Annotated in this window: 24 protein-coding genes and 1 pseudogene; 17 read left to right on the top strand and 8 right to left on the bottom strand. The window is 74.3% G+C overall.

Annotated features, from left to right (window positions below):
- Positions 1-14: 14 nt before the first annotated feature.
- The 6 genes from sucB to ACIBAI_RS08770 all read left to right on the top strand — a co-directional run bounded on the left by sucB (position 15) and on the right by ACIBAI_RS08770 (position 8,184).
- A complete protein-coding gene (sucB, locus tag ACIBAI_RS08795; protein WP_399032270.1) occupies positions 15-1,859 on the top strand; it encodes a 2-oxoglutarate dehydrogenase, E2 component, dihydrolipoamide succinyltransferase in 1,845 nt (614 codons plus the stop codon).
- Positions 1,860-2,064: 205 nt separating this feature from the next.
- On the top strand, positions 2,065-2,703 hold the full coding sequence (locus ACIBAI_RS08790; protein WP_399032268.1) for a GntR family transcriptional regulator: 639 nt from the start codon (positions 2,065-2,067) through the stop codon (positions 2,701-2,703).
- A gap of 136 nt (positions 2,704-2,839) precedes the next feature.
- The gene (locus tag ACIBAI_RS08785) at positions 2,840-3,343 is read left to right on the top strand and encodes a hypothetical protein (RefSeq protein ID WP_399032266.1); all 504 of its coding nucleotides are present in this window, start codon (positions 2,840-2,842) and stop codon (positions 3,341-3,343) included.
- A 336-nt stretch (positions 3,344-3,679) separates the two neighbouring features.
- Positions 3,680-6,382 (top strand): pyruvate dehydrogenase (acetyl-transferring), homodimeric type, encoded by a 2,703-nt coding sequence (aceE, locus tag ACIBAI_RS08780; protein ID WP_399032265.1) that lies wholly within the window; start codon positions 3,680-3,682, stop codon positions 6,380-6,382.
- A 58-nt stretch (positions 6,383-6,440) separates the two neighbouring features.
- Positions 6,441-7,535, top strand: coding sequence for a helix-turn-helix transcriptional regulator (locus ACIBAI_RS08775; protein ID WP_399032263.1), 1,095 nt, complete (start codon positions 6,441-6,443; stop codon positions 7,533-7,535).
- A gap of 127 nt (positions 7,536-7,662) precedes the next feature.
- The gene (locus ACIBAI_RS08770; protein ID WP_399032261.1) at positions 7,663-8,184 is read left to right on the top strand and encodes a DUF4240 domain-containing protein; all 522 of its coding nucleotides are present in this window, start codon (positions 7,663-7,665) and stop codon (positions 8,182-8,184) included.
- A 14-nt stretch (positions 8,185-8,198) separates the two neighbouring features.
- On the opposite strand, the gene ACIBAI_RS08765 is transcribed toward ACIBAI_RS08770, so the two are convergent.
- Both ACIBAI_RS08765 and ACIBAI_RS08760 read right to left on the bottom strand, forming a co-directional pair.
- Positions 8,199-8,429 (bottom strand): hypothetical protein, encoded by a 231-nt coding sequence (locus ACIBAI_RS08765; RefSeq protein WP_399032259.1) that lies wholly within the window; start codon positions 8,427-8,429, stop codon positions 8,199-8,201.
- Positions 8,426-9,328: a peptidoglycan recognition protein gene (locus tag ACIBAI_RS08760; RefSeq protein WP_399032258.1), complete on the bottom strand. Its 903-nt coding sequence runs from the start codon at positions 9,326-9,328 to the stop codon at positions 8,426-8,428. Before ACIBAI_RS08760 ends, ACIBAI_RS08765 begins: the two co-directional genes overlap by 4 nt.
- A 172-nt stretch (positions 9,329-9,500) precedes the next feature.
- On the opposite strand from ACIBAI_RS08760, the gene ACIBAI_RS08755 reads away from it, so the two are divergent.
- Positions 9,501-10,685, top strand: coding sequence for a MarP family serine protease (locus ACIBAI_RS08755; RefSeq protein ID WP_399032257.1), 1,185 nt, complete (start codon positions 9,501-9,503; stop codon positions 10,683-10,685).
- 14 nt (positions 10,686-10,699) lie between these two features.
- Here ACIBAI_RS08755 and ACIBAI_RS08750 read toward each other — a convergent pair whose 3' ends face one another.
- Entirely contained in the window at positions 10,700-11,188 is a 489-nt protein-coding gene (locus ACIBAI_RS08750) for a GNAT family N-acetyltransferase (protein WP_399032255.1), read from the bottom strand.
- 70 nt (positions 11,189-11,258) lie between these two features.
- On the opposite strand from ACIBAI_RS08750, the gene ACIBAI_RS08745 reads away from it, so the two are divergent.
- Complete coding sequence (locus tag ACIBAI_RS08745) at positions 11,259-12,161, top strand: TIGR01777 family oxidoreductase (protein WP_399032253.1); 903 nt, start codon at positions 11,259-11,261, stop codon at positions 12,159-12,161.
- 150 nt (positions 12,162-12,311) lie between these two features.
- Positions 12,312-13,781: an NAD(P)/FAD-dependent oxidoreductase gene (locus tag ACIBAI_RS08740; protein WP_399032252.1), complete on the top strand. Its 1,470-nt coding sequence runs from the start codon at positions 12,312-12,314 to the stop codon at positions 13,779-13,781.
- A gap of 48 nt (positions 13,782-13,829) precedes the next feature.
- Here ACIBAI_RS08740 and ACIBAI_RS08735 read toward each other — a convergent pair whose 3' ends face one another.
- Positions 13,830-15,350, bottom strand: coding sequence for a regulator (locus tag ACIBAI_RS08735; RefSeq protein WP_399032250.1), 1,521 nt, complete (start codon positions 15,348-15,350; stop codon positions 13,830-13,832).
- A 256-nt stretch (positions 15,351-15,606) separates the two neighbouring features.
- On the opposite strand from ACIBAI_RS08735, the gene lipB reads away from it, so the two are divergent.
- From lipB to ACIBAI_RS08715, 4 genes are all read left to right on the top strand, one after another.
- Positions 15,607-16,416, top strand: a complete 810-nt coding sequence (lipB, locus tag ACIBAI_RS08730; protein ID WP_399032248.1) for a lipoyl(octanoyl) transferase LipB — start codon at positions 15,607-15,609, stop codon at positions 16,414-16,416.
- 93 nt (positions 16,417-16,509) lie between these two features.
- Complete coding sequence (lipA, locus tag ACIBAI_RS08725) at positions 16,510-17,499, top strand: lipoyl synthase (protein ID WP_399032246.1); 990 nt, start codon at positions 16,510-16,512, stop codon at positions 17,497-17,499.
- Positions 17,500-17,770: 271 nt separating this feature from the next.
- Entirely contained in the window at positions 17,771-17,971 is a 201-nt protein-coding gene (locus ACIBAI_RS08720) for a hypothetical protein (protein WP_344605142.1), read from the top strand.
- A gap of 66 nt (positions 17,972-18,037) precedes the next feature.
- On the top strand, positions 18,038-18,739 hold the full coding sequence (locus tag ACIBAI_RS08715) for a DUF4191 domain-containing protein (RefSeq protein WP_344605048.1): 702 nt from the start codon (positions 18,038-18,040) through the stop codon (positions 18,737-18,739).
- A gap of 136 nt (positions 18,740-18,875) precedes the next feature.
- Here ACIBAI_RS08715 and ACIBAI_RS08710 read toward each other — a convergent pair whose 3' ends face one another.
- A complete protein-coding gene (locus tag ACIBAI_RS08710; protein WP_399032244.1) occupies positions 18,876-19,343 on the bottom strand; it encodes an RDD family protein in 468 nt (155 codons plus the stop codon).
- Between the two features lie 209 nt (positions 19,344-19,552).
- Here ACIBAI_RS08710 and glnA point away from each other — a divergent pair, with 209 nt between their 5' ends.
- Positions 19,553-20,962, top strand: a complete 1,410-nt coding sequence (gene glnA, locus ACIBAI_RS08705; RefSeq protein WP_344605052.1) for a type I glutamate--ammonia ligase — start codon at positions 19,553-19,555, stop codon at positions 20,960-20,962.
- Positions 20,963-21,104: 142 nt separating this feature from the next.
- A complete protein-coding gene (locus tag ACIBAI_RS08700) occupies positions 21,105-21,368 on the top strand; it encodes a hypothetical protein (protein ID WP_399032242.1) in 264 nt (87 codons plus the stop codon).
- 76 nt (positions 21,369-21,444) lie between these two features.
- On the opposite strand, the gene ACIBAI_RS08695 is transcribed toward ACIBAI_RS08700, so the two are convergent.
- Positions 21,445-21,723: a hypothetical protein gene (locus ACIBAI_RS08695; RefSeq protein ID WP_399032240.1), complete on the bottom strand. Its 279-nt coding sequence runs from the start codon at positions 21,721-21,723 to the stop codon at positions 21,445-21,447.
- A 114-nt stretch (positions 21,724-21,837) separates the two neighbouring features.
- Here ACIBAI_RS08695 and ACIBAI_RS08690 point away from each other — a divergent pair, with 114 nt between their 5' ends.
- Complete coding sequence (locus ACIBAI_RS08690; protein ID WP_399032238.1) at positions 21,838-22,599, top strand: alpha/beta hydrolase; 762 nt, start codon at positions 21,838-21,840, stop codon at positions 22,597-22,599.
- Between the two features lie 98 nt (positions 22,600-22,697).
- On the opposite strand, the gene ACIBAI_RS08685 is transcribed toward ACIBAI_RS08690, so the two are convergent.
- Positions 22,698-23,006, bottom strand: coding sequence for a hypothetical protein (locus ACIBAI_RS08685; protein ID WP_399032236.1), 309 nt, complete (start codon positions 23,004-23,006; stop codon positions 22,698-22,700).
- A gap of 198 nt (positions 23,007-23,204) precedes the next feature.
- Here ACIBAI_RS08685 and ACIBAI_RS08680 point away from each other — a divergent pair, with 198 nt between their 5' ends.
- Positions 23,205-23,564, top strand: coding sequence for an arsenate reductase family protein (locus tag ACIBAI_RS08680; protein ID WP_399032234.1), 360 nt, complete (start codon positions 23,205-23,207; stop codon positions 23,562-23,564).
- Between the two features lie 161 nt (positions 23,565-23,725).
- Here ACIBAI_RS08680 and ACIBAI_RS08675 read toward each other — a convergent pair.
- Positions 23,726-24,061, bottom strand: a pseudogene (locus ACIBAI_RS08675) (IS701 family transposase); the annotation flags it as partial.

The raw sequence follows: 24,061 nt of genomic DNA, 5'->3' as shown, positions 1-24,061 counted from the left end.
GAGCAACCGAAACCATGGCGGTTTCCGTAACCCTTCCGGCGCTCGGCGAGAGCGTCACCGAGGGCACCGTCACCCGCTGGCTGAAGGCCGAGGGTGAGCGTGTCGAGGCCGACGAGCCGCTGCTCGAGGTCTCCACCGACAAGGTCGACACCGAGATCCCGGCGCCCGCCTCCGGCGTGCTGGCCTCCATCAAGGTCGCCGAGGACGAGACGGTCGAGGTCGGCGCCGAGCTGGCCGTGATCGACGACGGCACCGGCGCCCCCGCCGCCGCCCCGGCTCCGGCCGCCGAGCAGGCCCCGGCCGCCGAGGAGGTCGCCCCGCCGGCTCCCGAGCCGGCCCCGGCCGCCCAGCCGTCCACCGAGCAGGCCGCCCCGGCTCCGGCGCCCACCGCCGAGGCCGCCTCCGGCGGCGGCTCCGCCGAGGGCACGGACGTGGTCCTGCCCGCGCTCGGCGAGTCCGTCACCGAGGGCACCGTCACCCGCTGGCTGAAGTCGGTCGGCGACAGCGTCGAGGCCGACGAGCCGCTGCTGGAGGTCTCCACCGACAAGGTCGACACCGAGATCCCGGCGCCCGCCTCCGGCGTGCTGCTGGAGATCGTGGTCGGCGAGGACGAGACCGCCGAGGTCGGCGCCAAGCTCGCCGTCATCGGCGCCCCGGGCGCCGCGCCCGCCGCCGCCCCGGCCGCCCCCGCGGCCCCGGCCCAGCCCGAGCCCGCCCCGGCCCAGCCCGAGCCGGCTCCGCAGCAGGCCGCTCCCGCCCCGGCCGCCCCGGCTCCGGCGCAGCCCGCTCCCGCGCAGGCCGCTCCGGCCCCGCAGGCCCCCGCCCCGGCCCCGGCCCCGCAGCAGGCCGCCCCGGCTCCGGCCCCGGCCCCCGCAGCTCCGGCCGCTCCGGCCGCTCCGGCCGCCGCCAGGGCGACCGACGAGGGCGCCTACGTCACCCCGCTGGTGCGCAAGCTCGCCGCCGAGAACGGCGTCGACCTGTCCACCGTCACCGGCACCGGCGTGGGCGGCCGGATCCGCAAGCAGGACGTCCTCGCCGCCGCCGAGGCCGCGAAGGCCGCCGCCGCTGCCCCGGCTCCGGCCGCGGCCGCCCCGGCCCCCGCCGCCGCGAAGAAGGCGCCGGTCCTGGAGGCGTCCCCGCTGCGCGGCCAGACCGTCAAGATGCCGCGCATCCGCAAGGTCATCGGCGACAACATGGTCAAGGCCCTGCACGAGCAGGCCCAGCTGTCCTCCGTCGTCGAGGTGGACGTCACCCGCCTGATGAAGCTGCGCGCCCGGGCCAAGGACGCGTTCGCGGCCCGTGAGGGCGTCAAGCTCTCCCCGATGCCGTTCTTCGTCAAGGCCGCCGCCCAGGCGCTGAAGGCCCACCCGGTCATCAACGCCCGGATCAACGAGGCCGAGGGGACCATCACCTACTTCGACACCGAGCACATCGGTATCGCGGTGGACTCCGAGAAGGGCCTGATGACCCCGGTCATCAAGAACGCCGGCGACCTCAACATCGCCGGTATCGCCAAGGCCACCGCGGAGCTCGCGGGCAAGGTCCGGTCCAACAAGATCACGCCGGACGAGCTGGCGGGCGCGACCTTCACCATCAGCAACACCGGTTCGCGCGGCGCGCTGTTCGACACGATCATCGTGCCGCCGGGCCAGGTCGCGATCCTCGGCATCGGCGCCACGGTCAAGCGCCCGGCCGTCATCGAGACGGAGGAGGGCACGGTCATCGGCGTCCGCGACATGACGTACCTGACCCTGTCCTACGACCACCGCCTGGTCGACGGCGCCGACGCCGCCCGTTACCTGACGGCGGTCAAGGCGATCCTGGAGGCGGGCGAGTTCGAGGTCGAACTCGGCCTGTGATCCACGGCCGCCGACGCGGTCCCGCGGTGCCCCCGTCCGGAAGCCTCCGGGCGGGGGCACCGCTTTTCGCGGGCGTGTAAGTCTCGTCTCACCTGCGCGAAAGCTCCCCCGCGCGCCTCTTCCGCACGGCGTCGCGGCCTTATTGTCTAAGCGTCGAACGCCCCAAGGGGGTCCGGTCCGGTGGGCCCCTTCCGAAGGAGCCCTCATGACCGCGCCCGTCATCCACTCGCTGCGCGAACAGATCCGCGAGCACATCCTCGAAGGGATCATCAGCGGGCGCTGGAAGCCGGGCGAGCGGATCGTGGAGCGGCGGATCGCCACCGAGCTGGAGGTCAGCCAGACGCCGGTGCGGGAGGCGCTGCGCGAGCTGGAGTCGCTGCGGCTGATCGAGTCGGCGCCGAACAAGGGCGTGCGGGTGCGGAACCTGACGGCGGCCGACCTGGAGGAGAGCTACCCGGTGCGGGCCGGCCTGGAGGCCATCGCGGCGGAGCTGGCGGCGCAGCGGCTGGCCGAGGACACCTCGGCCCTGGAGCCGCACGTCGCCGCGCTGTACGAGGCCGACCGCGTGGCGGACGGCACGGCCCAGGTGCGGCACACGGTGGCCTTCCACCGGGAGCTGGTCCGGGCGGCCGGCAACTCGGTGCTGCTGCACACCTGGGAGGGCCTGGGCATCGAGGTCTTCACGACCCTGTCCATCCGCTGGCTGGGCACGGTCCAGCAGTCCTACGCCGAGGAGCACGAGGAGCTGGTGGCCGCCTTCAAGCGCCGCGACCCGGACATCGGCCGCCTGGTGAAGGAGCACGTGCTGGGCTGCGCGCCCCGCGCCGCCGAGGACTCCGCCTGACCCGGACCGGAGGCCCGGCCCGCCCGGAAACCGGACCATCCGGACCTGATACCCGTCAGGTGGTTTACCGGGACGAAGGGGTGGAAAACGGCGGGAAGACCCATCGACACCCATGCTTTTCGGCAGGGGGACGGACATGACTTCCCCAGAGCTACAGCAGCCCAAGCACACACAGCAGCCCACCCAGCCGCAGGTCCAGAACCGGTTCGAGTCCCAGTCCCAGGCCGAGGAGGGCTCCGCGCGGGAGACGCACGGCCAGGAGAGCCGGGAGAGCCGGGGGAAGGGGATGGGCAGGGTGGTGCATCTGCACACCGCGCACCCCCGGGTCCCCATTCCGTACGTGACCCCCGGCGACCGGTTCCCCGGCGTCCGCACGGTCACGTCCGCGGCCGCGTCGGCGCTGTCCTCGCCCCGCAAGCTGACCCTCTACGGCGTCCTCGGGGGCATGGCCGTCGCCGGCGCCATCGGATGGCCGGTGGCGGTGGCCGTCGGCGCCGCCACCGAGGTGATCACCCGGGAGCAGGCGGCACGGCAGCGTGCCGAGCAGGAGCGCGCCGAGCGGGAACGCTCCGGGCAGCCCGCGGAGACGGCCCCCGCCGGAGCGGAACAGGGCACGTCCTCGCGGACGGCGACGGCCTGACGTCGGCCGGTCGCGCCGTCGGCGGGACCGGCCGGGGTCCGCGGCCCGCGCCGGCGGCGCCGGCGCGGGCCGCCCACCCCCGGGTGAGCAGGAAAAACACGGCACCCGGTGCCCACATTTGCGGCACCGGATGCCAATTTTCGTGCGTCGGTGGGTTTTTCCCTTCCACCCTTTGATCGATCATCGATCAGGGGGTTACAGTCGCCGACGGGCCACGCGACGGAGCCGCACAAACGGCTCCGCACCGGAGCCTCGCGCCCTGTCCTGCCAAAGACCAAGGGCACCCCCGAACCCTTACCGATGAGGGAACCCCCTTCGACTGAGGAAGGCGGCGACATGACCGACCCCAACGCCATCCAGCCGAGCGAGCTCGACCAGCTCCCGGACCGCGACCCCGAGGAGACCGCCGAGTGGCGGGCCTCGCTGGACGCCGTCGCCAAGGCGGCCGGGCCGCACCGTGCCGCGTACCTGATGCGCCGCACGCTGGAGCGCGCCGAGGGCGCCGGCGTCCCGCTGCCGAAGCTCCTCGAGACCGACTACGTCAACACCATCCCCACCGCCGCCGAGCCCGCCGTGCCCGGTGACGAGGAGATGGAGGCCCGGATCACCGCGTGGAACCGCTGGAACGCGGCCGCGATGGTGACCCGCGGCAGCAAATACGGCGTCGGCGGCCACATCGCCACCTTCGCCTCCGCGGCCTGGCTGTACGAGATCGGCTTCAACCACTTCTTCCGCGGCAAGGAGGGCGACGGCTCCGGCGACCAGCTCTACGTCCAGGGCCACGCCTCCCCCGGCATCTACGCCCGCGCCTTCCTCGACGGCCGGCTGACCGAGCAGCACCTGGACAACTTCCGCCGCGAGGCCGGCGGCAGCGGCCTGCCGTCGTACCCGCACCCGCGCCGCCTGCCCTGGCTGTGGGAGTTCCCGACCGTCTCCATGGGCCTGGGCCCGCTGTCCGCCATCTACCAGGCGCGCTTCAACCGCTACCTGGCCAACCGCGGCATCAAGGACACCTCCGGCTCGCACGTGTGGGCGTTCCTCGGCGACGGCGAGATGGACGAGCCCGAGTCGACGGCGGCCCTCGCGCTCGCCGCCCGCGAGGAGCTGGACAACCTCACCTTCGTCATCAACTGCAACCTGCAGCGCCTGGACGGCCCGGTCCGCGCCAACTTCAAGATCGTGCAGGAGCTGGAGGCCCAGTTCCGCGGCGCCGGCTGGAACGTGATCAAGACGCTGTGGGGCTCCGCCTGGGACGAGCTGTTCCAGCTCGACACCACCGGCGCGCTCGTCCGCCGGCTGCGCGAGGTGCCGGACGCGCAGATCCAGACGTACCAGACCCGCGACGCCGCCTACATCCGCGAGGACTTCTTCGGCAAGGACCCGGCGCTCGCGGAGATGGCGAAGCTGCTGAGCGACGACAAGATCCTCGACTGCTTCCACTTCTCCCGCGGCGGTCACGAGCCGCGCAAGGTGTACGCGGCGTACAAGGCGGCCCTCGCGCACAAGGGCGCGCCGACGGTGATCCTGGCGCAGACCGTCAAGGGCCACACGCTCGGCGAGGGCTTCGCGTCGAAGAACGCCAACCACCAGATGAAGAAGCTGACGGTGGACGAGTTCAAGGCGATGCGCGACCGCCTCGGCCTGCCCATCAAGGACAGCGACTTCGTCGACGGCCAGGTCCCCTACGGCCACCCGGGCGCCGACTCCCCCGAGGTCCGCTACCTCCAGGAGCGCCGCGCCGCCCTCGGCGGCCCGGCCCCGGCCCGCCGCGTCCACCCGGTCCCGGCGCTGCCCGCCCCGGCCGAGAAGGCGTTCGCCGCCTTCGACAAGGGCTCCGGCTCGCAGAGCGTGGCCACCACCATGGCCTTCGTCCGCCTGGTCAAGGACCTGGTCCGCGACAAGGAGACCGGCAGGCGCTGGGTGCCGATCGTCCCCGACGAGGCGCGCACCTTCGGCATGGAGAGCCTGTTCCCCTCCCTCGGCATCTACTCGCCCAAGGGCCAGACGTACGAGCCGGTCGACCGCGACCAGCTGATGTACTACAAGGAGGCGAAGAACGGGCAGATCCTCAACGAGGGGATCACCGAGGCCGGTTCGATGGCCGACTTCATCGCCGCCGCCACGTCGTACGCGACGCACGGCGAGCCGATGATCCCGTTCTACATCTTCTACTCGATGTTCGGCTGGCAGCGGACGGCCGACCAGATGTGGCAGCTCGGCGACCAGCTCGGCCGCGGCTTCCTCGTCGGCGCCACCGCCGGCCGCACCACGCTGACCGGTGAGGGCCTGCAGCACGCCGACGGCCACTCCCCCGTCATCGCCGCGACCAACCCGGCGGCGCTGACGTACGACCCGGCGTTCGCCTACGAGATCGCGGTCATCGTGCGCGAGGGTCTGCGCCGGATGTACGGCGAGGCCAAGCCGGGCGAGGACCAGGACGTCTTCTACTACCTCACCGTCTACAACGAGCCGCTGCCGCAGCCCGCGAAGCCGCAGGGCCTCGGCATCGACGAGGGCATCGTCAAGGGCCTGTACCGCTTCAACACGGCGGAGTCGGCGGGCCTGACCCCGCCGGCCAACGCCCCGCGCATCCAGCTGCTGGGCTCCGGCACGGCGATCCACTGGGCGCTGAAGGCGCAGCGGCTGCTCGCCGAGGAGTGGGGCGTGGCGGCCGACGTGTGGTCGGCGACGTCCTGGAGCGAGCTGCGCCGGGACGCGCTGGAGGCCGACGCGGCGCTGCTGCGCGGCGAGGACCGGGTGCCGTACGTCCGCCAGGCGCTGCAGGGCGCCGAGGGCCCGGTGCTGGCGGTCTCCGACTACATGCGCCAGGTCCCGGACCAGATCGCGCAGTGGGTCGAGCAGGACTGGTCCTCGCTGGGCGCCGACGGCTTCGGCCTGTCGGACACCCGTGAGGCGGCCCGCCGCCACTTCGGCGTCGACGCCGAGTCCATCGTGGCCGCGGCCCTCGCCCAGCTCGCCCGGCGCGGCGCGGTGAAGGCGACGGCCGTGAAGGAGGCGCGCGAGCGCTACGGCCTGTAGGGCCCGGTCGTCAGGAGGCCCCCGCTTCGGCGGGGGCCTCCTGCTGCATGATGGGCCCATGCGCGCCGCCCGCCTGATCAAAATGGTCCTCCTGCTGCAGTCCCGGCCCGCCATGACGGCCGCCGAACTCGCCCGCGAGCTGGAGGTGTCCGAGCGGACGGTGACCCGGGACGCGCAGGCGCTGTCGGAGGCGGGGGTCCCGGTGTACGCGGACCGGGGCCGGGCCGGCGGCTACCGGCTGGTCGGCGGCTACCGCACCCGGCTGACCGGCCTGCACCGCAGCGAGGCCGAGGCGCTGTTCCTGTCCGGGGTGCCGGGCGCGCTGCGCGAGATGGGGCTGGCGGACGCCGCGTCCGCCGCCCGGCTGAAGGTGTCCGCCGCTCTGCTGCCCTCCCTGCGGGACGCGCCCAGGACGGCGGCGCAGCGGTTCCACCTGGACGCGCCGAGCTGGTTCCGGGAGCCCGAGACGCCCGCGCTGCTGCCGGCGGTCGCGGACGCGGTGTGGGACGACCGGCGGATCACCGCGCGCTACCGGCGCGGGGGCGCGCGGCCGCCGGGAGGCGCCGACGCCGAGGGGGCGGGCGCGCGCGGCCCCGAGGGGGTGCGCACGGTCGCCGTCCCGGCGCCGGCCGGGGCGCCCGGGGGGCGGGGCGACGACGCGGCGGAGGAGGTCGTCCGGGAGCTGGAGCCGTACGGGCTCGTGCTGAAGGCGGGCGTCTGGTACCTGTGCGCGCGGGTCGCGGACCACGGGTCCTTCCGGGTGTACCGGATCGACCGGTTCACGGCGGTGACGGCCGGCGAGGAGCGGTTCACGCGGGACGAGGAGTTCGACCTGCCCGCGTTCTGGGCGGAGCGGGCCGAGCAGTTCGCGCGGTCCCTCCTGCGCGCGCAGGTGGTGGTACGGCTGTCCGGGGAGGGCGTGCGCAGGCTGCCGTACGCGGTGGATCCGCAGTCGGCGCGTCAGGCGCTGGCCGCCGCGGGCGACCCGGACGGCGACGGGTGGGTGACGGTGACCCTGCCGGTGGAGTCCGAGGAGGTCGCGCACGCCCAGCTCACCGGGCTCGGGCCGGAGGTCGAGGTGCTCGCGCCGGAGGGCCTGCGGGCCCGTTTCGCGGCGGACGCGCTGCGGCTCGCCCGGCTGTACGGGGCGTGAGCCCGCCCGGCCGTGCAGGTGACGCCGTACGGCCGGGCGGGCCCGGCGGAGGAGCGGGGTGCGGCCCGCGCGGGAGGCCCGCCGCGCTCCGCGTGCGCCCCGTCCGTCCAGGGCCGATGCTGGACGCGTGAGGGACGAGACGGAGTTCTGGGAGCTGATCGACGCCACCCGGGAGGCCGCCGGCGGCGACCCCGAGGAGCAGGCCGACCTGCTCGTGGAACGGCTGGTGCGGCTGGACCCGGAGGCCGTCCTGGACTTCGCCCGTCACTTCGAGGCCCGCTACGACCGCGCGTACACCTGGGACCTGTGGGCCGCCGCCTGGATCCTGCTCGGCGGGGCCGGCGACGACGCCTTCGACTCCTTCCGCTGCTGGCTGATCGGACAGGGCCGGGAGGTCTACGAGGGCGCGGTGCGCGACCCGGACGCGCTCGCCGGCCTCCTGGACGGTTTCGACGAGGAACTCGACGGCGACGGCGAGGGGCTCGGCTACGCGGCCGACGAGGCCTACGAGCGGCTCACCGGCACCGTGGCCCCCGACCTGGACGTCCCGCCCGCGCCCCCGGAGCCCCGGGGCACCCCGGTCGACCTGGAGGACGACCGCGCCCTCGCCGAACGCCTGCCCCGGCTGTGGGAGCGGTTCGGGGGGTGAGGGCGGGGCGGGTCTCAGGCCGCCGCCCTCCCGCGGGGGGCGGCGGGCGGGCGGTGCGCCCGGGTCCGGCCGGCCCGCGCCGCGCGGTGCGGCGGCGCCGCGTTGGCCTGGTCCAGGGCGGACGCGGTGGCCGCGGCCGGGCCCAGGACCACCGCCAGGACGGCGTGGAGCGCCGCCCAGGGGCGCCGGGCGGCCTCCGCCCCCGCGGCCCGGGAAGCCGTGGCCCCGGTACGACTGCTGTTCATCTTCCCCACCTCCGGTCTGCTTCTGCCGAGGACCGTAAGGCGGCGGGCTCTGCGGACCCTGCGGGCGCGCTGTGACGTTCCTGTGGGACCGGCGGCCGGCCCTGGCGGCGGGCCGCCAGCTCCCGGATCCCGGGCAGGTGGGCGCGCAGGGCGGCGCCCGGGCAGCTGGTCATGTAGCCGTCGTCGTGGCCCGCGACGGCGGGCAGCGTGACGGCGGTGCCGGCCGCGTACCGGCTGCGCCCGTTGCTGGAGACCAGGCGGACGCTCCCGCGCGGGTCGGTGCCGGACGGGCCGAGCTTCCAGGCGGCCAGCGCGGCGATCGCGTCCGTCAGCGCCCGCGGCACCGGCACCCCCGCGGTGAAGGTGCCGATCGCGGCGATGCCCGCGGTGCGGTGGTTGAAGCCCTGGGTGTGGGCGCCGGTGACGGGGCGGTCGACGCCCCCGGCGCGGCCCTCGTAGACCGTGCCGCAGCGGTCGACGAGGAAGTTGTAGCCGATGTCGTCCCAGGCTCGGGCGCCGGTCTGGCCCGCGTACAGGTCGCGGATGATGCGCGGCACGTCGACGCAGTCGTAGCCGTTGGGCGTGTCGGTGTGGTGGACGAAGACGCCGACGACCCGGTCGTCGTAGCGCGGCGGCGGCTGGGGGCGGGCGGCGGCGCCCAGCCAGGCCGAACGGGGCACGATGTACGGCCGGGGGGCGAGGTACTGGACGGCGGGGCGGGTGGTGGGGCGGGCCGGTGCCCCGGCCGTGCCGGCCCCGCGTTCGATGCCGGAGACGCACACGGCCAGCGCGGCGACGACGGCGAGGCCGGGCAGACAGCCGAGCAGCACCCGGACGGGGCCGGGTATGCGCGGCCCGCGTCGTTCCCGCGCTCCCCGCGGCTCTCGGAGGACGCGCATGGCCCCACTGTCCGCCGGATCCGGCCCGCCCGCGACGTGCGCTGTGCCATCCGGCGGAACCATCGTCCCGGTCCGCGGCGTTTCCCGGGTGCACGCGCGATCCGGCCACGCGCGTGCGCTGGTCACCGGACCCGTCCGCCACGCGCGGGGGTCCGCGAGAAAGGCGGCTTGCGTGGACCTGCTCGACCTCCTGCTGGTGCTGGTGATCCTGGCCTACGCGGTGTCCGGCTACCGCCGCGGACTGGTCGCCGGCTGTGTCTCGCTCGCCGGTTTCGTGGGCGGCGCGGCCGTCGGCGTGTGGCTCCTGCCGTGGGTGATGGACCTGGTGACGCCGGGCACGACGGCGGCCACGGCGACCGCCGTGCTCGCGGTGCTGCTCCCGGCGGTGGCCGGTCACGAGCTGGCCGGGCGCCTGGCGCTCCGGCTGCGCCGGGAGCTGGACCGGGGGCCGCTGAGGGCGGCGGACGGGATCGGCGGCGCGGTGGCCAACGCGGCGGCCGTGCTGATCGTGGCGTGGGTGGCCGCGAGCGTGCTGGCCGCGTCCTCCTCCCCGCTGCTGACGTCGGCGATCCGGGACTCCCGGCTGCTCGGCGCGGTCCAGCGGGCCATGCCGGACACCACGCCGGCGTGGTTCTCGCGGGCCACGTCCGCGCTGACCGACGCGGGTTTCCCGCAGGTCTTCAACCCGTTCGAGAACGAGTCGACCGCCGAGGTCGCGCGGCCCTCCGGGGACAGCGTGACCCCGGCCGCCACCGACGCCGCCACGTCCTCCACCGTGAAGGTCGAGGGCGTGGCGGGCCTCCAGGGCCGCGAGGGCAGCGGCTTCGTGTACGCGCCGGAGCGCGTGATGACCAACGCCCACGTGGTGGCCGGCATCGACGAGCCGAGCGTGCGGGTCGGCGGGGTCGGACGCGCGTACGCGGCGCGGGTGGTGCTGTTCGACCCCGGCAAGGACGTGGCCGTGCTGCACGTGCCCGGTCTGACCGCGCCCGCGCTGCGGTTCGACGGCCATGCCGGGCGCGGCGAGGCGGCGGTCGTGGCGGGCTACCCCCAGGACGGCGCCCTCGACCTGCGGGCGGCGACGGTCGCGAACCGGGTGCGGGCGACGGGCTGGAACATCTACAACGACGAGACGGTCACCCGGGAGATCTACTCGATCCGTTCCACCGTCCGCCCCGGCAACTCCGGCGGCCCGCTGCTGACCACCGACGGCCGGGTGTACGGCGTGGTCTTCGCCCGCTCCACCTCGGACGCCGAGACCGGCTACGTCCTGACGGCGGCCGAGGTCGCCGCCGAGGCCGCCCGCGCGGCGGACGCGACGGCGCCGGTGGACACGGGGGAGCCGGTGGCGTCGTAGCCCGGCCGGGCCCCTCAGACCAGGGGCCGCCCCATCAGCACGTCGTCGGCGTACACGCCGTCGAGGCAGAACTCCTCCGGCTGGACCCCCTCGACGGCGAAGCCCTCGGACGCGTACAGCGCGCGGGCCGCCGTGTTGTGGCCGAGGACGCGCAGGGTGATACGGCGGGCGCCCAGGTCCCGGGCCCGGTCGACGGCGGCCCTGACCAGGGCGCGGCCGACGCCCCGGCCGCGGGCCCCGCCCGCGACGGCGAGGCCGCGGATCTGCCGGACGTGCGCGTTGGAGGCCAGCTCGGTGGGGAAGCCGAGGCGGACGTAGCCGACGAGCCGGTCGTCGAGCTCGGCGACCAGGTGGTCGCCCGGCCCGCAGTGCTCCCGGAAGAACGGCTCGTCCGGTCCCGGGCGGGGCGTGACCGCGTGCTGGTGGGACCAGGTCTCCCGGTCGAGCCGCCGCAGCGCCTCCTCGTCGTCGGGCGTGGCCTGGCGTATGTACGGAACGGGCATGGCGGTCACTGTACGGCGGATGCACCAGGACCGGTCCACGGTTTTCCGCACGCGCGGGCAGGATGGGCGCATGGAACGTTCCCGCGTCGCGGTCGCCGGCGCCTCCGGTCTCATCGGCAGCGCCCTGGTGCGGTCCCTGACCGCCGAGGGGCACGAGGTGGTGCGCCTGGTGCGCCGTGCGCCCCGGACGGCGGACGAGGTGCGCTGGGATCCCGAGCGCGGGTCCGTGGACGTGGCGGGGCTCGCGGGGTGCGCGGCCGTGGTCAACCTGGCGGGGGCCGGCATCGGCGACCACCGCTGGACCGAGGCGTACAAGGAGCGGATCCGGCGCAGCCGCGTCCTCGGCACGGCGGCCCTCGCGCGGGCCGTCGCCGAGCTGGACCGGCCGCCCCGGGTCCTGGTGAACGGCAGCGCGATCGGCATCTACGGCGACACCGGCGAGCGGGCCGTCGACGAGAGCGCGCCCGCCGGTGCGGGCTTCCTGCCCGAGCTGTGCGTGGAGTGGGAGGCGGCCGCGGCCCCCGCCGCCGAGGCGGGCGTACGGACCGTCTTCGCCCGCACCGGGCTGGTGGTGGCCCGCGGGGGCGGCGCCTGGGGGCGGCTGTTCCCGCTCTTCCGGGCGGGGCTCGGCGGACGGCTGGGCGACGGGCGGCAGTACTGGTCGTTCATCGCGCTGCACGACGAGGTGGCCGCGCTCCGCCACCTCCTCGACCGGGACGACCTCGCCGGACCGTTCAACCTCACCGCCCCGCAGCCGCTGACGAACCGCGAGATCACCGCGGCGATGGGGCGCGTACTGCGCCGCCCGGCCCCGTTCGCGGTGCCCGCCCCGGTGCTGCGGGCCGTGCTCGGCGAGCTGGCCGGCGACGTGCTGGGCAGTCAGCGCGTGCTGCCCACGCGCCTGCTGGCGTCCGGGTTCGGGTTCGCCTTCCCGGGGATCGAGGACGCGATCCGCGCGGCCGCCGGCCGGTGAGCACATGCGACCGGCGTGCGACCGTGCCCTGCCCGTGCGCGACTCCCGCCGGCCGATCACGGCCCCGACACTCGTCCTGAACTCGGCTATCCCGGAGGCCGGTTGGGGGCATCACGTCTCCAGCGCCCGCGCAACCTCTAGGAGGGGCACGTGCTTGAACCCGCGTACCAGGCGGACGTCGTCGTCGTGGGAGCCGGAGTCGCCGGGCTCTGGGCGGCGCGACGGCTGACCAGCGCCGGAGTGACGACCATGGTCCTGGAGGCCGCCCACGGCGTGGGCGGCCGGATGGCGACGGAGAGGGTCGACGGCTTCCGGCTCGACCGGATCGGACAGCTGCTGACGGTGCCGCGGACGTCGTGGCCGGCGTCGGCGGCGCATCCCGATCCGCGCCGCGCCACCGCCCTGGACGGGCTGGTGCTGCGTCCCTTCGCGCCCGGGGTCCTGGTGCACAGCGACGGACGCCGCCACCGTGCGGGGATCCCGGCGACCGCCCGGGGCGCCCGGGGCGCACTGCACGCCGTGCGCGCCCTGGCGGGCGTCCCCCGGCCGGCGCCCGCGCCCCGGAACCGGGCGGGCGCCCCGCCGGGTTCCGCCGCCGGCCGGGCCCGCCCGTTCCCGGACGCCCCGCCGCCGGCCCGACTCGACCGGTACCGGCACGGCGACCGCGGCCGCCAGTTCGGCATCGTCGCGCCCCTGCGGCTCCGTGCCGAGCTGGCCCGGCTCGCGGACACGCCCGTCGAACGGCTGCTGGCCCGCCCCGAGCTGCCCGCCGGACAGGCCCTCGCCGCCCGCGGCCTGCCCGCCCGGACGGTCGACGGCTTTCTGCGCCCGCTGCTGGCCGCCCTGCTGAGCGACCCGGACCTCACCACGTCCAGCCGGTGCGCGGACCTCGCCCTGCGCGCCTTCGCGAGCGGGCGGCTGTGCCTGCCCGAGGGGGGCGCCCAGGCCCTGCCGGAGCTGCTCGCGCGGACGCTGCCGCCGGGCACCGTGCGCACCGGCGTGCGGGTCACCTCGGTCTCCGCCAACGGGGTGGCGACCGCCGAGCACGGCGAGATCCGCTGCCGGGCCGTGCTGCTGGCGACCGGCGCGCGGGCCGCCGCGGAACTGCTGCCGGGCCTGCGCGTGCCGGACTTCCACCCGGTGACGGTGGTGCACCACACCACGGACGAGCCGCCGCCGACCGGCACGTGCCTGCTGCTGGACGCGGACCGCGGCGGCCCGGTCGCCCACACGGCGGTCGTCAGCCGCGTCGACCCGTCGCGGGCGCCGGCGGGCCGGACGCTGGTGTCGTCCACGGTCCTGGGCCCGCCCCCGGCCGACGTCGACACCGTCGTACGCGGCCATCTGTCCCGCCTGTACGGCACCTCGACGGCGCGCTGGGAGACGCTCGCCGTGCACCACACCGCCGAGGCGGTGCCGGCGATGCGCCCGCCGCACGACCCGCGCCGGCCGGTGCGGCTGCTGGCGGGCCTGTACGTGTGCGGCGACCACCGCGACACCAGTACCGTCCAGGGCGCCCTGCGCTCGGGCCGCCGCGCGTCGGCGGCGATCCTGGCGGATCTGGGGGCGGCGGGGTCGATGCACGCGGCCGACCCCCTGCCGACGGCCCGGGCCGCCTAGGCCCGCCGCCTTCCCCTCGCCCGCCCGGCGGGCGGCGGTCCGGCGGGTCTAGCCGAGGGCGGCGACCTTGTCCCGGTAACCGCGCACGGGCGCCGCGTCCTTGTACGGCTCCAGCCGCCGCTCGAAGTCCCTGACGTACTCCGCCGCCCGTACCGACCGCATCTCCGCCGCCTGTCCGGCCGCCTCGGCGCCCAGCTGGCAGGCCTGGTCGAGCTCGCCGAGACCGAGGCGGGCGGTGGCGAGGACGACCCGGCAGAACAGCCGGCTGCGGGCGTAGGCGGGGGCGCGCAGCTGCAGGGAGCGTTCCGCGTGCTGGGCGGCGGCGCGGAACTGCTGGAGGTCGCGGTGGCAGTGCCCGAACTCGTCGGCGAGCTGGGCCTCGTCGAAAAACCGCGCCCAGTGCGGCACCTCGTCCCCGGGGCGGGCGGCCTCCAGGGCGCGTTCGGCCCGTACGAGCGCCGCGGTGCACGCCCGCACCTCCCCCAGCACGCCGTGCCCGCGCGCCTCGGCGGCGTGCAGCAGCGCCTGCACGACGGGCGGCACGGAGGTGCCCACGCCCTGCTGGGCCACGCGGGCGAGCTGCACGGCCTCCCGTCCGTGGCCGAGGTAGACCGCCTGCCGGCTCATGGTGACCAGCACGTACGCCCCGTAGGCCCGGTCCCCGGCCACCTGCGCGAGCCGGAGCGCCTGCACGAAGTACCGCTGGGCGAGGCCGTGCGCGGCGATGTCGTACGACGTCCAGCCCGCGAGCCGGGTGAGGTCGGCGGCGGCCGCGAACAGGCGGCGGCCGGTCTGCTCGCCGTAGGTGCCGCGCAGCATCGGCTCCAGCTCGTGCTCCAGGTAGCGCACGAGGGCCTGGCGGGCGTGGCCGCCGCCGTAGGCGTCGTCGAGGCTGCGGAACAGCTCGCCGACCGAGCGGAGCGCGGCGATGTCGCCGGCCGTGACCTTCTGGCCGGGGCCGCGTTCGGCCGGGACGCGCCGGCGGGGCGGGGGAACCTCCCGGCCGGGCGCGGCCGGGGCCGGGAGCCCGGGGGCGGCCGGGCGGCCCTGCGCGGGGACGGCGGGGGCGCCTCTGCGCTCGAGCGGGGCCGGGAGCCCGGGGGAGGGCTGTCCCGGGCGGGCGACCTTCTCGTCGGGGCGGCCGATCAGCCAGTCCCGGCTGGGCACGACGAGGCCGGCCGGGGTGAAGGCGATCTTGCGCAGCTCGGCATGGCTGCCGGAGTCCTTGCGCCACAGCCCGCTGACGATGTCGACGGCCTCTTCCGGGGTGGCCGCGAACTCCAGCCCCGCGTACACGGGGGCGCAGGCGTCCAGGCCGAGGTCCTGGGCGGTGAGGCGGCGGCCGAGGCGCCGGGTGAAGACCTCGGCGATCAGGGCGGGGGTGGTGCCGCGCGGCTGCTGCCCGCGCAGCCAGCGGGTGACGGATGTCTTGTCGTATCTCAGGTCGAGCCCGTGTTCGAGCCCGAGCTGGTCGACGCGACGGGCGAGACCCGCGTTGGAGAACCCGGCTTCGGCGATGAGCGCGGCGAGCTGACGATTGGGAGTGCGCTGCGCGGGTCGTTCCGTCATCTGCGGTGCGGTCTCCTGCCTTCCGGCGTGCGATGTGCCCCTGGATTGCCTGTGAGCAGCCCTTATGGCCATGTGGACGGCGCGAATGTAGCGGAGCGTGAGCGGCCGAACGCACCCTTTGACCGGCATTCATCCGATCGTGTGAGGATCGGTCGCGGGGGCTGACAAGGCGGCCGGACGGCCGGCGTCGCGGGACCGGTCGTACAGTGGCGTGGGCACGATGCGTGCCCTACGACCTTCCAGGGAGGCGCTTGCCGTGAGTGAGCTGCGGTTCGTCCGTATGGGGTTCGGCGCTCAGGCCGTCGAGTACCGGGAGGCGTGGGAGGAGCAGCGCCGGGTGCACGCGGCGCGGTTCGCCGACGAGATCCCGGACACCGTGCTGCTGCTGGAGCACCCGCCGGTGTACACGGCCGGCCGCCGGACCGAGGACAGCGAGCGCCCCCTCGACGGCACCCCGGTGGTCGACGTGGACCGCGGCGGCAAGATCACCTGGCACGGTCCGGGCCAGCTGGTGGGCTACCCGATCCAGAAGCTGCCGCGCCCGGTGGACGTGGTGGCGCACGTGCGGCGCCTGGAGGAGGCCCTGATCCGCACCTGCACGGAGTTCGGGCTGGAGACCACCCGGGTCGAGGGCCGCAGCGGCGTGTGGGTGCTCGGCGACCCCGTCGAGCAGCGCCCCTCGCTCGGCGGCCTCTCCCTGGACTTCGACCCGAGGCTGCACGACGAGGAGTTCGACCCGCGCCTGAACGGCCCGGAGTACGCCCCCTCCAACGCGGGCCAGCGCCGCGAGGACCGCAAGATCGCCGCGATCGGCATCCGCGTGGCCAAGGGCGTCACCATGCACGGCTTCTCGTTCAACGTGAACCCCGACAACTCGTGGTTCGACCGGATCATCCCCTGCGGCATCCGCGACGCGGGCGTCACCTCCCTGGCGAACGAGCTCGGCCGGGACGTGACGGTCGAGGAGGTGCTGCCGGTGGTGGAGCGGCATCTGCGGGACGTGCTGGAGAACGCGGACCCGAAGCCCCGGGTGATCGAGAGGGAGCCGGAGAAGGCCTCGGCCTAGCGCCCCCGCTGTCGGGGGCGGCCCGCGCACGGGGCCGTGCACATCACGGGCGTACCCTGGGGTACGCCGAAGAATCGAAGCTAGGGAGCCGACGTGTCCGCAGTCGCACCCGACGGACGCAAGATGCTGCGCCTGGAGGTCCGCAACAGCCAGACCCCCATCGAGCGCAAGCCCGAGTGGATCAAGACCCGGGCGAAAATGGGTCCCGAGTACACGAAGATGCAGAACCTCGTCAAAAGCGAGAACCTGCACACGGTCTGCCAGGAAGCCGGCTGCCCGAACATCTACGAGTGCTGGGAGGACCGCGAGGCGACCTTCCTCATCGGCGGCGACCAGTGCACCCGGCGCTGCGACTTCTGCCAGATCGACACCGGCAGGCCCGAGGCGCTGGACCGTGACGAGCCGCGCCGCGTGGGCGAGTCCGTGGTCGCCATGGACCTGAACTACGCCACCATCACCGGCGTCGCCCGCGACGACCTGGAGGACGGCGGCGCCTGGCTGTACGCGGAGACCGTGCGCCAGATCCACCGGCAGACGGCGCACCGCGAGGGCGGCCGCACGAAGGTGGAGCTGCTGGCCCCCGACTTCAACGCGGTCCCCGAGCAGCTGGCGGAGGTCTTCTCCGCCCGTCCCGAGGTCTTCGCGCACAACGTCGAGACGGTGCCGCGGATCTTCAAGCGGATCCGCCCCGGCTTCCGCTACGAGCGCTCCCTGAAGGTCATCACCGCCGCCCGGGACTACGGCCTGGTGACCAAGTCGAACCTGATCCTCGGCATGGGCGAGACCCGCGAGGAGGTCAGCGAGGCGCTGAGGCAGCTGCACGACGCCGGCTGCGAGCTGGTGACCATCACGCAGTACCTGCGCCCGTCCGTGCGCCACCACCCCGTGGAGCGCTGGGTCAAGCCGCAGGAGTTCGTGGAGCTGAAGGAGGAGGCCGAGCAGATCGGCTTCTCCGGCGTGATGTCCGGTCCGCTGGTGCGCTCCTCGTACCGGGCCGGGCGGCTCTACGGGATGGCGATCGAGCAGCGCCGGTCCGGCGCCGCGCAGCGGGACGGCGGGGCCGTCGCCGCGCAGGCCGTCTGACGCGGAGTCACCCGCCGCCCGTACGGGGTTCCGGCATACGTGTGAATTCGCGCACAAGCGGCTACCCGCCGGTAGTGACCGCTGGACCGCGGTCCTGACCGTCCTCGCAGATCAGGACGCCCGTCAGGGCCGCGGTGGCGTTTCCGTCCCGCAAATCGGGGCTTCATGGGTGTTTGACCGGTCGGTCACGCCCTGGTAACACCGATCAGTGACCCTGAACTCACGCCATGTGCACCCGCACCCGGAGCAGGACCGAGGGGGGACCTCCACGATGCAGGCCGCGCCCGTACGCGCCACCGCCATCCCGTCGTTGACCGGCGCGCTGCGCGCCGTCGAGTCGCTGCTCATGAGCGGCGGTCAGCGCACCGCCCGCCGCAACGCCTGGACGTCCGTCCTGGAGGACCGCCGCCGGGCCAAGGACCGCGTCGAGGCGCAGCGCTTCCTGGAGCAGGCCTTCGACGCCCGCCGCTGACACCGGGCCGGCCTCCCCGGGGCACTGCCGTCGTCGGCGCTCCGGGGGCCACGTAGACTTCGTGGCATGGCGAGGAAGGAAACCGCAGCGGAGGCTGCGAACCCCGGGCGACTGAAGCAGATCGCCCTGACCTACAAGATGACCCGCAGGGCCGACAAGAAGATCGGTCTTGTACTCGCGGCTGTCGGAATCGTCACCTTCGGTGTCTTCCTCGCGATCGGTTTCTTGATCGGCCACCCCATCTATCTCGGCATCCTGGGCCTGCTGCTCGCCTTCCTCGCGACGGCGATCGTCTTCGGGCGCCGGGCCGAGCGGGCCGCCTTCGGGCAGATGGAGGGCCAGCCGGGCGCCGCCGCGGCCGTGCTGGACAACATCGGCCGGGGCTGGACGACGACCCCCGCGGTGGCGATGAACCGCAACCAGGACGTGGTGCACCGCGCGGTCGGCAAGGCCGGCATCGTGCTGGTCGCCGAGGGCAACCCGAACCGGGTGAAGTCCCTGCTCGCCGCCGAGAAGAAGAAGATGAACCGCATCGTCGCGGACGTGCCCGTGCACGACCTGATCGTCGGCACCGGCGAGGGCCAGGTCGAGCTGAAGAAGCTGCGCACGACCATGCTGAAGCTGCCGCGGGTGCTCACCGGCCCGCAGGTCACCGCGACCAACGACCGGCTGCGCGCCCTGGGCGACCTGATGAGCAACATGCCGCTGCCCAAGGGTCCGATGCCGAAGGGGATGCGCCTGCCGAAGGGCGGGCCGCGGCCCCGCTGATTCCCTCGCACGAGAAGAGGGGCGCCCGGAGTGGTCCGGGCGCCCCTTCGCCGTAGGGGGGATCAGTGCCGTGCGGGGCGTCCCGCGGGGACCAGTGCCCCCGCGGTCGGCGTTCTGCGGGGGGCCTCCCGCGGGGTCAGATCCGCACCTCCACCGTGCGGGCCAACCGGTCGTGCAGGCCGCGGCCGTCGCGGTCCCAGACCAGGGCCGGGATCGCGAGGCACAGCAGGAAGGTGCGCAGCAGGGCGCGCGCCGGGCTGACCGTGCCGGTGTCCAGGGCGACCACCCGCAGGCCGAACAGGCGCTTGCCCGGAGTGAAGCCGATCGTGCCGACGGTCAGGACGCTCATCACGAAGAAGACGAGCAGCGCCCAGTTCGACGACGCCTGGTCATAGCTCTGCGTGATGAACTGGGATGCAATCAGGGCGCACATCGCCCAGTCGACGGCCAGGGCGCCGAGCCGCCGGCCCGGACGGGCGATCGAGCCCGGCCCCTCCTCCGGCAGACCGAGCTGTTGCCCCCGGTATCCGAGGTCGGCACCGGCGTCCTCCATGGCCGCGCGCGGTCCGGAGAGCCACGATCCGATTGCTTGCCTCTTGTCCACTCGTACACGGTACTGCGGCGGTGCGTGACCGAGGTCCGGCGGGGTCCGTTCGAGCTACCGTGGAGGGAGTTCGGTTAACTTCTGCGAAACAAACGGGTCACGCCGGAGAAATCACCCGTCCTTAGGGTCGGGAACAGCGTGTGCCACCCGCACTGGCCGCACGAACGAACTACCACCCCGGCGGGACGGTCGGGAGTAGGAGGAGCTGGATGTTCCAGAACGCCGACGAGGCCAAGAAGTTCATCGCGGACGAGGACGTCAAGTTCATCGATGTCCGCTTCTGCGACCTGCCGGGCGTGATGCAGCACTTCACGATCCCTGCCACGGCGTTCGACCCGGACGAGGAGCTCGCCTTCGACGGGTCCTCGATCCGTGGTTTCCAGGCGATCCACGAGTCCGACATGGCGCTGCGCGCGGACCTGACGACCGCCCGGGTCGACCCGTTCCGCCGCGACAAGACGCTGAACGTCAACTTCTTCATCCACGACCCGATCACGGGCGAGCAGTACTCCCGCGACCCGCGCAACGTGGCGAAGAAGGCCGAGGCCTACCTCGCCTCCACCGGGATCGCCGACACGGCCTACTTCGGTCCCGAGGCCGAGTTCTACGTCTTCGACAGCGTGCGCTTCAAGACGTCCGAGAACGAGTCCTTCTACCACATCGACTCCGAGGCCGGCGCCTGGAACACCGGCGCCCTGGAGGACAACCGCGGCTACAAGGTCCGCTACAAGGGCGGTTACTTCCCGGTCCCGCCGGTCGACCACTTCGCCGACCTGCGCGCCGAGATCTCCCTGGAGCTGGAGCGGGCCGGCCTGAAGGTCGAGCGCCAGCACCACGAGGTGGGCACCGCCGGCCAGGCCGAGATCAACTACAAGTTCAACACGCTGCTCGCCGCCGCCGACGACCTCCAGCTCTTCAAGTACATCGTGAAGAACGTCGCCTGGCGCAACGGCAAGACGGCGACCTTCATGCCGAAGCCGATCTTCGGCGACAACGGTTCGGGCATGCACGTCCACCAGTCGCTGTGGAGCAACGGCGAGCCGCTCTTCTACGACGAGCAGGGCTACGCGGGCCTGTCCGACACCGCCCGCTACTACATCGGCGGCATCCTCAAGCACGCCCCGTCGCTGCTGGCCTTCACCAACCCGACGGTGAACTCCTACCACCGTCTGGTGCCGGGCTTCGAGGCCCCGGTGAACCTGGTGTACTCGCAGCGCAACCGCTCCGCCGCGATGCGCATCCCGATCACCGGCTCGAACCCGAAGGCCAAGCGCGTCGAGTTCCGCGCCCCGGACTCCTCCGGCAACCCGTACCTGGCCTTCGCGGCGCTGCTGCTGGCGGGCATCGACGGCATCAAGAACAAGATCGAGCCGGCCGAGCCGATCGACAAGGACCTGTACGAGCTGGCTCCGGAGGAGCACGCGGGCGTCCCGCAGGTCCCGACCTCGCTCTCGGCCGTCCTCGACTCCCTCGAGGCCGACCACGAGTTCCTGCTCCAGGGCGACGTCTTCACGTCCGACCTGATCGAGACGTGGATCGACTACAAGCGCACGAACGAGATCGCCCCGCTGCAGCTGCGTCCGCACCCGCACGAGTTCGAGCTGTACTTCGACGTGTGACCGGCGCACCGCACCGACGCTTCGGGGCCGCCGCCCGCCAGGGTGGCGGCCCCGCCGTCGTCGGCGCGGAACCCGCTTCACAGACCGGGCACGGCCGGGCGATCCTGGTGACCGAAACCTTTGTCCGAGAGAGGCGACGGGGATGTCCGAGCGGGACGATTTCGAACAGCGGGAGTTCGACCTGCGGTGGGCGGACGACGCCGTGCACAAGGAGCCGTCCGCCCGGGCCCGGATGCTCGCCGCGCGCTGGAGGCACGACCCGCCCGGGCCGGTGCCGTTCCGTCCCGAACCGGACCGCCGCGGGGCGCGCCGGCCCCGCTCGCCGTGGGTGTCGGTGGCCGTGGTGTTCGGCGGCGTGGCCGCGGTCGTCCTGCTGCTCGGGTATCTGGACTTCCGCCCGTACTGAGCCCCCGGGCCGCCGGCGCCCGGCGCGGGAAGCGCCCGGCCGGGGGCCGCGCTCCCCGGCCCCGGCGGCCCCCGTCTCACCTGCTCCGTCCGCGCTCCCGGCGGGTCCCGGAGGGGCGCTCGCGCCGGTAGCGGCGCTCCCACCTGGCCTGCCGGTCACGGTGCTCGCGGTAGGCGCGGTAGGTCGTGGGCGCGGTCCCCGCCGAGGCCGTGCCGGCCGGTGAGGACGGGGCGGCCGGACCCCGGCCGTACCGCACGTACAGGAAGAGCAGGGCGACGGCGGCGAGCCACCAGACGGGGTCGGCGAACCCCAGGACCACCAGGACGAAGGTCCCGGACGTGACGACGGTGCCCATCACGGACCTCCTTCCGCTCGTTCCGCGACGTGCATCCAGCGTAAGGACCCGGTCACTCCGCGTGCATCCGCTTTTCCCCGTGGCGCCGGGGGGCGGCGTGAGTGAATGGGGCCCATGAGCCGACCGCCCTCCTTCAGGCCCTTCTCCCACGAGCACGACGGCGAACTCCTCAGCGGGGTGTACGGCGGTGCCGACGGCGGGGAGCCCGGGCGGCCCACCGCCGTCGTCCTGCACGGCGCCGGCACCGGCAGCAAGGAACGGCTGCTGCCGCTGCTCGCGGAGTTCACCGCCCACGGCTGCCGCGGCCTCGCCTTCGACTTCTCGGGACACGGCGACAGCACCGGCGCGCTGCGCGAGTCGAGCCTGCGGCGCCGGTTCGAGCAGGCCGTCGCCGTCATCGACGCCCATGCGCCGGCCGGCGGCCCGCTGGTCCTGACCGGCTTCAGCATGGGCGGTCAGACGGTGGCCGACCTCGTGGCGCACTACGGGCCGCGGGTCGTCGCGCTGGGGCTGTGCGCGCCCGCGGTGTACACGGCCGAGGCGTGGGAGGTGCCCTTCGGGAACGGCGACGGCCGGTTCAGCGCGCTCATCCGCCGTCCCGGCAGCTGGCGCACGGCACCCGCGCTGGACGCGCTGCGGGCGTACGAGGGCCGGGCCGTGCTGGCGGTGCCGGGCACCGACGCGGTCATCCCGCCGGCGGTGACGCGGGCCGTCCAGGACGCGCTCGCCACCCGTGCCCGCTGCACCCGCCTGGACCTGCCGGACGCGGACCACCGGCTGGGCCTGTGGTTCCGCGACCATCCCGGGTCCCGGCGGGAGTTCGTGGCGGCGGTCCTGGCGGACCTGCGCCCCGCGGCCCCGGCTCACCCTCGTTGAGCGGCCGTCGCCCCCGCCCCGCGGCGCCGGCAATCCCTCCGGCCGGGGGCGGCGGAAGCGCCGGGCGCCCCGCGGCACGGGGCGCCCGGCGCAGCGGCTCAGCGCGAGTACCGCATGAAGGCCCGCACCATGTGGCACGTCGTGTCCGACGGCGGGCGCACCCCGATGAGCTCCGCGGTGTCCCGGATCGTCTCGTCGTGTGCCTGGTCCGGCTGGTAGACGCCGGAGTCGAGCAGGGCGATGGCCAGCCGCATCGCCTTCAGGCGCCGGTTGTGCGTGATGTACCACTCGCGGGGGCGCCCCGGCGGCAGCGGGCACTTCTCCACGGGCGCGTACGGGCTGTCGAGCAGTACGGGCCGCCGGGCGGTCGACTGCGTGGGCTTCGGCTTCACTGCGGCAGCGGGCACAGGCATCCTCCTGTCGTGGTCAGGGCACCCGCCGGAAACCCCGGCGCCACCCTCGAACACTGCTTCCATTCTACTGCCGGGCACTGACAAAAGCCCTGGCCACAAGGGCTGACGGGGGTGCGGTGACGCACGTGGACAACGAGTTTCCGCGCCCCCGGACCGGTCGGTTCCAGCGCCCCGCGGGCGTACCGTGGCGGCATGGAGATCTGGATCAACCCGGCCTGTTCCAAGTGCCGCAGCGCCGTGCGGCTGCTCGACACCGAGGGCGCCGACTACACCGTCCGCCGCTACCTGGAGGACGTGCCGAGCGAGGACGAGATCCGCGACGTGCTCCGGCGCCTCGGCCTGGAACCGTGGGACATCACCCGTACCCGGGAGACGGCCGCCGAGGAGCTCGGCCTCAGGGAGTGGCCGCGGGACGCCGGCGCGCGCGACCGCTGGATCAAGGCGCTCGCCGAGCATCCGAAGCTGATCCAGCGCCCGATCATCACGGCGGACGACGGCACGGCGGTGGTGGCCCGCACCGACGAGGCCGTCCGGGACGCCCTGTCCCGCTAGTACTGCAACGGTGTTTGTGCTGATTGCTGACCAGTTTCAGGGGCTGTGTCCGCGTCGTTTGTAGTGACTGAGGCGGGCCTGGTGCTGGCGTCGTCGGCGCCAGTGTGACCAGTGCAGGATGTGCTCGACGGGTGTGGGTCGGCGGTCGGTGAGGCGGGTGATCAGCCGCCTGATCTCGGCGAGGCTGAGGTGGATGAGCTGGGAGGATCCGTTTCTGCTTTCCCGGCATCCAGCTGGCGGGCCCGCAGGACGGTCAGGCAGGCGTGGGCGGCCATGGCCAGGGTCATGTGGCGGTGCCAGCCCGGATAGCGGCGGACCTGGTAGTCGTCCAGGCCGCACTCCTGCTTCGCGCTCTGGAAGCACTCCTCGATCGCCCACCGGCTGCCCGCGACGCGGATCAGTTCGTCCAAGGTGGTGTCGGCGGGGCAGTAGGCGATGTAGTAGGAGATCTCCTCGGGCCGGCTGACACTGCGGCGGGCCAGCACCCAGTGGCGGCG

Source organism: Streptomyces sp. NPDC051041, from assembly GCF_044456065.1.
GTDB classification, from domain to species: domain Bacteria; phylum Actinomycetota; class Actinomycetes; order Streptomycetales; family Streptomycetaceae; genus Streptomyces; species Streptomyces glaucus.
The sequence above is the reverse complement of the archived record's forward strand: the minus strand, read 5'-3'. Positions and strand labels throughout refer to the sequence as shown.

Bases quoted from the DNA above. Each gene is read 5' to 3' on its own strand.
- ACIBAI_RS08715 (WP_344605048.1), top strand. From the start codon at position 18,038: ATGGCGAGGAAGGAAACCGCAGCGGAGGCTGCGAACCCCGGGCGACTG.
- ACIBAI_RS08750 (WP_399032255.1), bottom strand. From the start codon at position 11,188: ATGCCCGTTCCGTACATACGCCAGGCCACGCCCGACGACGAGGAGGCG.
- ACIBAI_RS08760 (WP_399032258.1), bottom strand. From the start codon at position 9,328: ATGCGCGTCCTCCGAGAGCCGCGGGGAGCGCGGGAACGACGCGGGCCG.
- ACIBAI_RS08680 (WP_399032234.1), top strand. From the start codon at position 23,205: ATGGAGATCTGGATCAACCCGGCCTGTTCCAAGTGCCGCAGCGCCGTG.
- sucB (WP_399032270.1), top strand. From the start codon at position 15: ATGGCGGTTTCCGTAACCCTTCCGGCGCTCGGCGAGAGCGTCACCGAG.
- ACIBAI_RS08790 (WP_399032268.1), top strand. From the start codon at position 2,065: ATGACCGCGCCCGTCATCCACTCGCTGCGCGAACAGATCCGCGAGCAC.
- aceE (WP_399032265.1), top strand. From the start codon at position 3,680: ATGACCGACCCCAACGCCATCCAGCCGAGCGAGCTCGACCAGCTCCCG.
- ACIBAI_RS08765 (WP_399032259.1), bottom strand. From the start codon at position 8,429: ATGAACAGCAGTCGTACCGGGGCCACGGCTTCCCGGGCCGCGGGGGCG.
- ACIBAI_RS08690 (WP_399032238.1), top strand. From the start codon at position 21,838: ATGAGCCGACCGCCCTCCTTCAGGCCCTTCTCCCACGAGCACGACGGC.
- ACIBAI_RS08775 (WP_399032263.1), top strand. From the start codon at position 6,441: ATGCGCGCCGCCCGCCTGATCAAAATGGTCCTCCTGCTGCAGTCCCGG.
- ACIBAI_RS08735 (WP_399032250.1), bottom strand. From the start codon at position 15,350: ATGACGGAACGACCCGCGCAGCGCACTCCCAATCGTCAGCTCGCCGCG.
- glnA (WP_344605052.1), top strand. From the start codon at position 19,553: ATGTTCCAGAACGCCGACGAGGCCAAGAAGTTCATCGCGGACGAGGAC.
- ACIBAI_RS08720 (WP_344605142.1), top strand. From the start codon at position 17,771: ATGCAGGCCGCGCCCGTACGCGCCACCGCCATCCCGTCGTTGACCGGC.
- ACIBAI_RS08695 (WP_399032240.1), bottom strand. From the start codon at position 21,723: ATGGGCACCGTCGTCACGTCCGGGACCTTCGTCCTGGTGGTCCTGGGG.
- ACIBAI_RS08700 (WP_399032242.1), top strand. From the start codon at position 21,105: ATGTCCGAGCGGGACGATTTCGAACAGCGGGAGTTCGACCTGCGGTGG.
- ACIBAI_RS08785 (WP_399032266.1), top strand. From the start codon at position 2,840: ATGACTTCCCCAGAGCTACAGCAGCCCAAGCACACACAGCAGCCCACC.
- ACIBAI_RS08745 (WP_399032253.1), top strand. From the start codon at position 11,259: ATGGAACGTTCCCGCGTCGCGGTCGCCGGCGCCTCCGGTCTCATCGGC.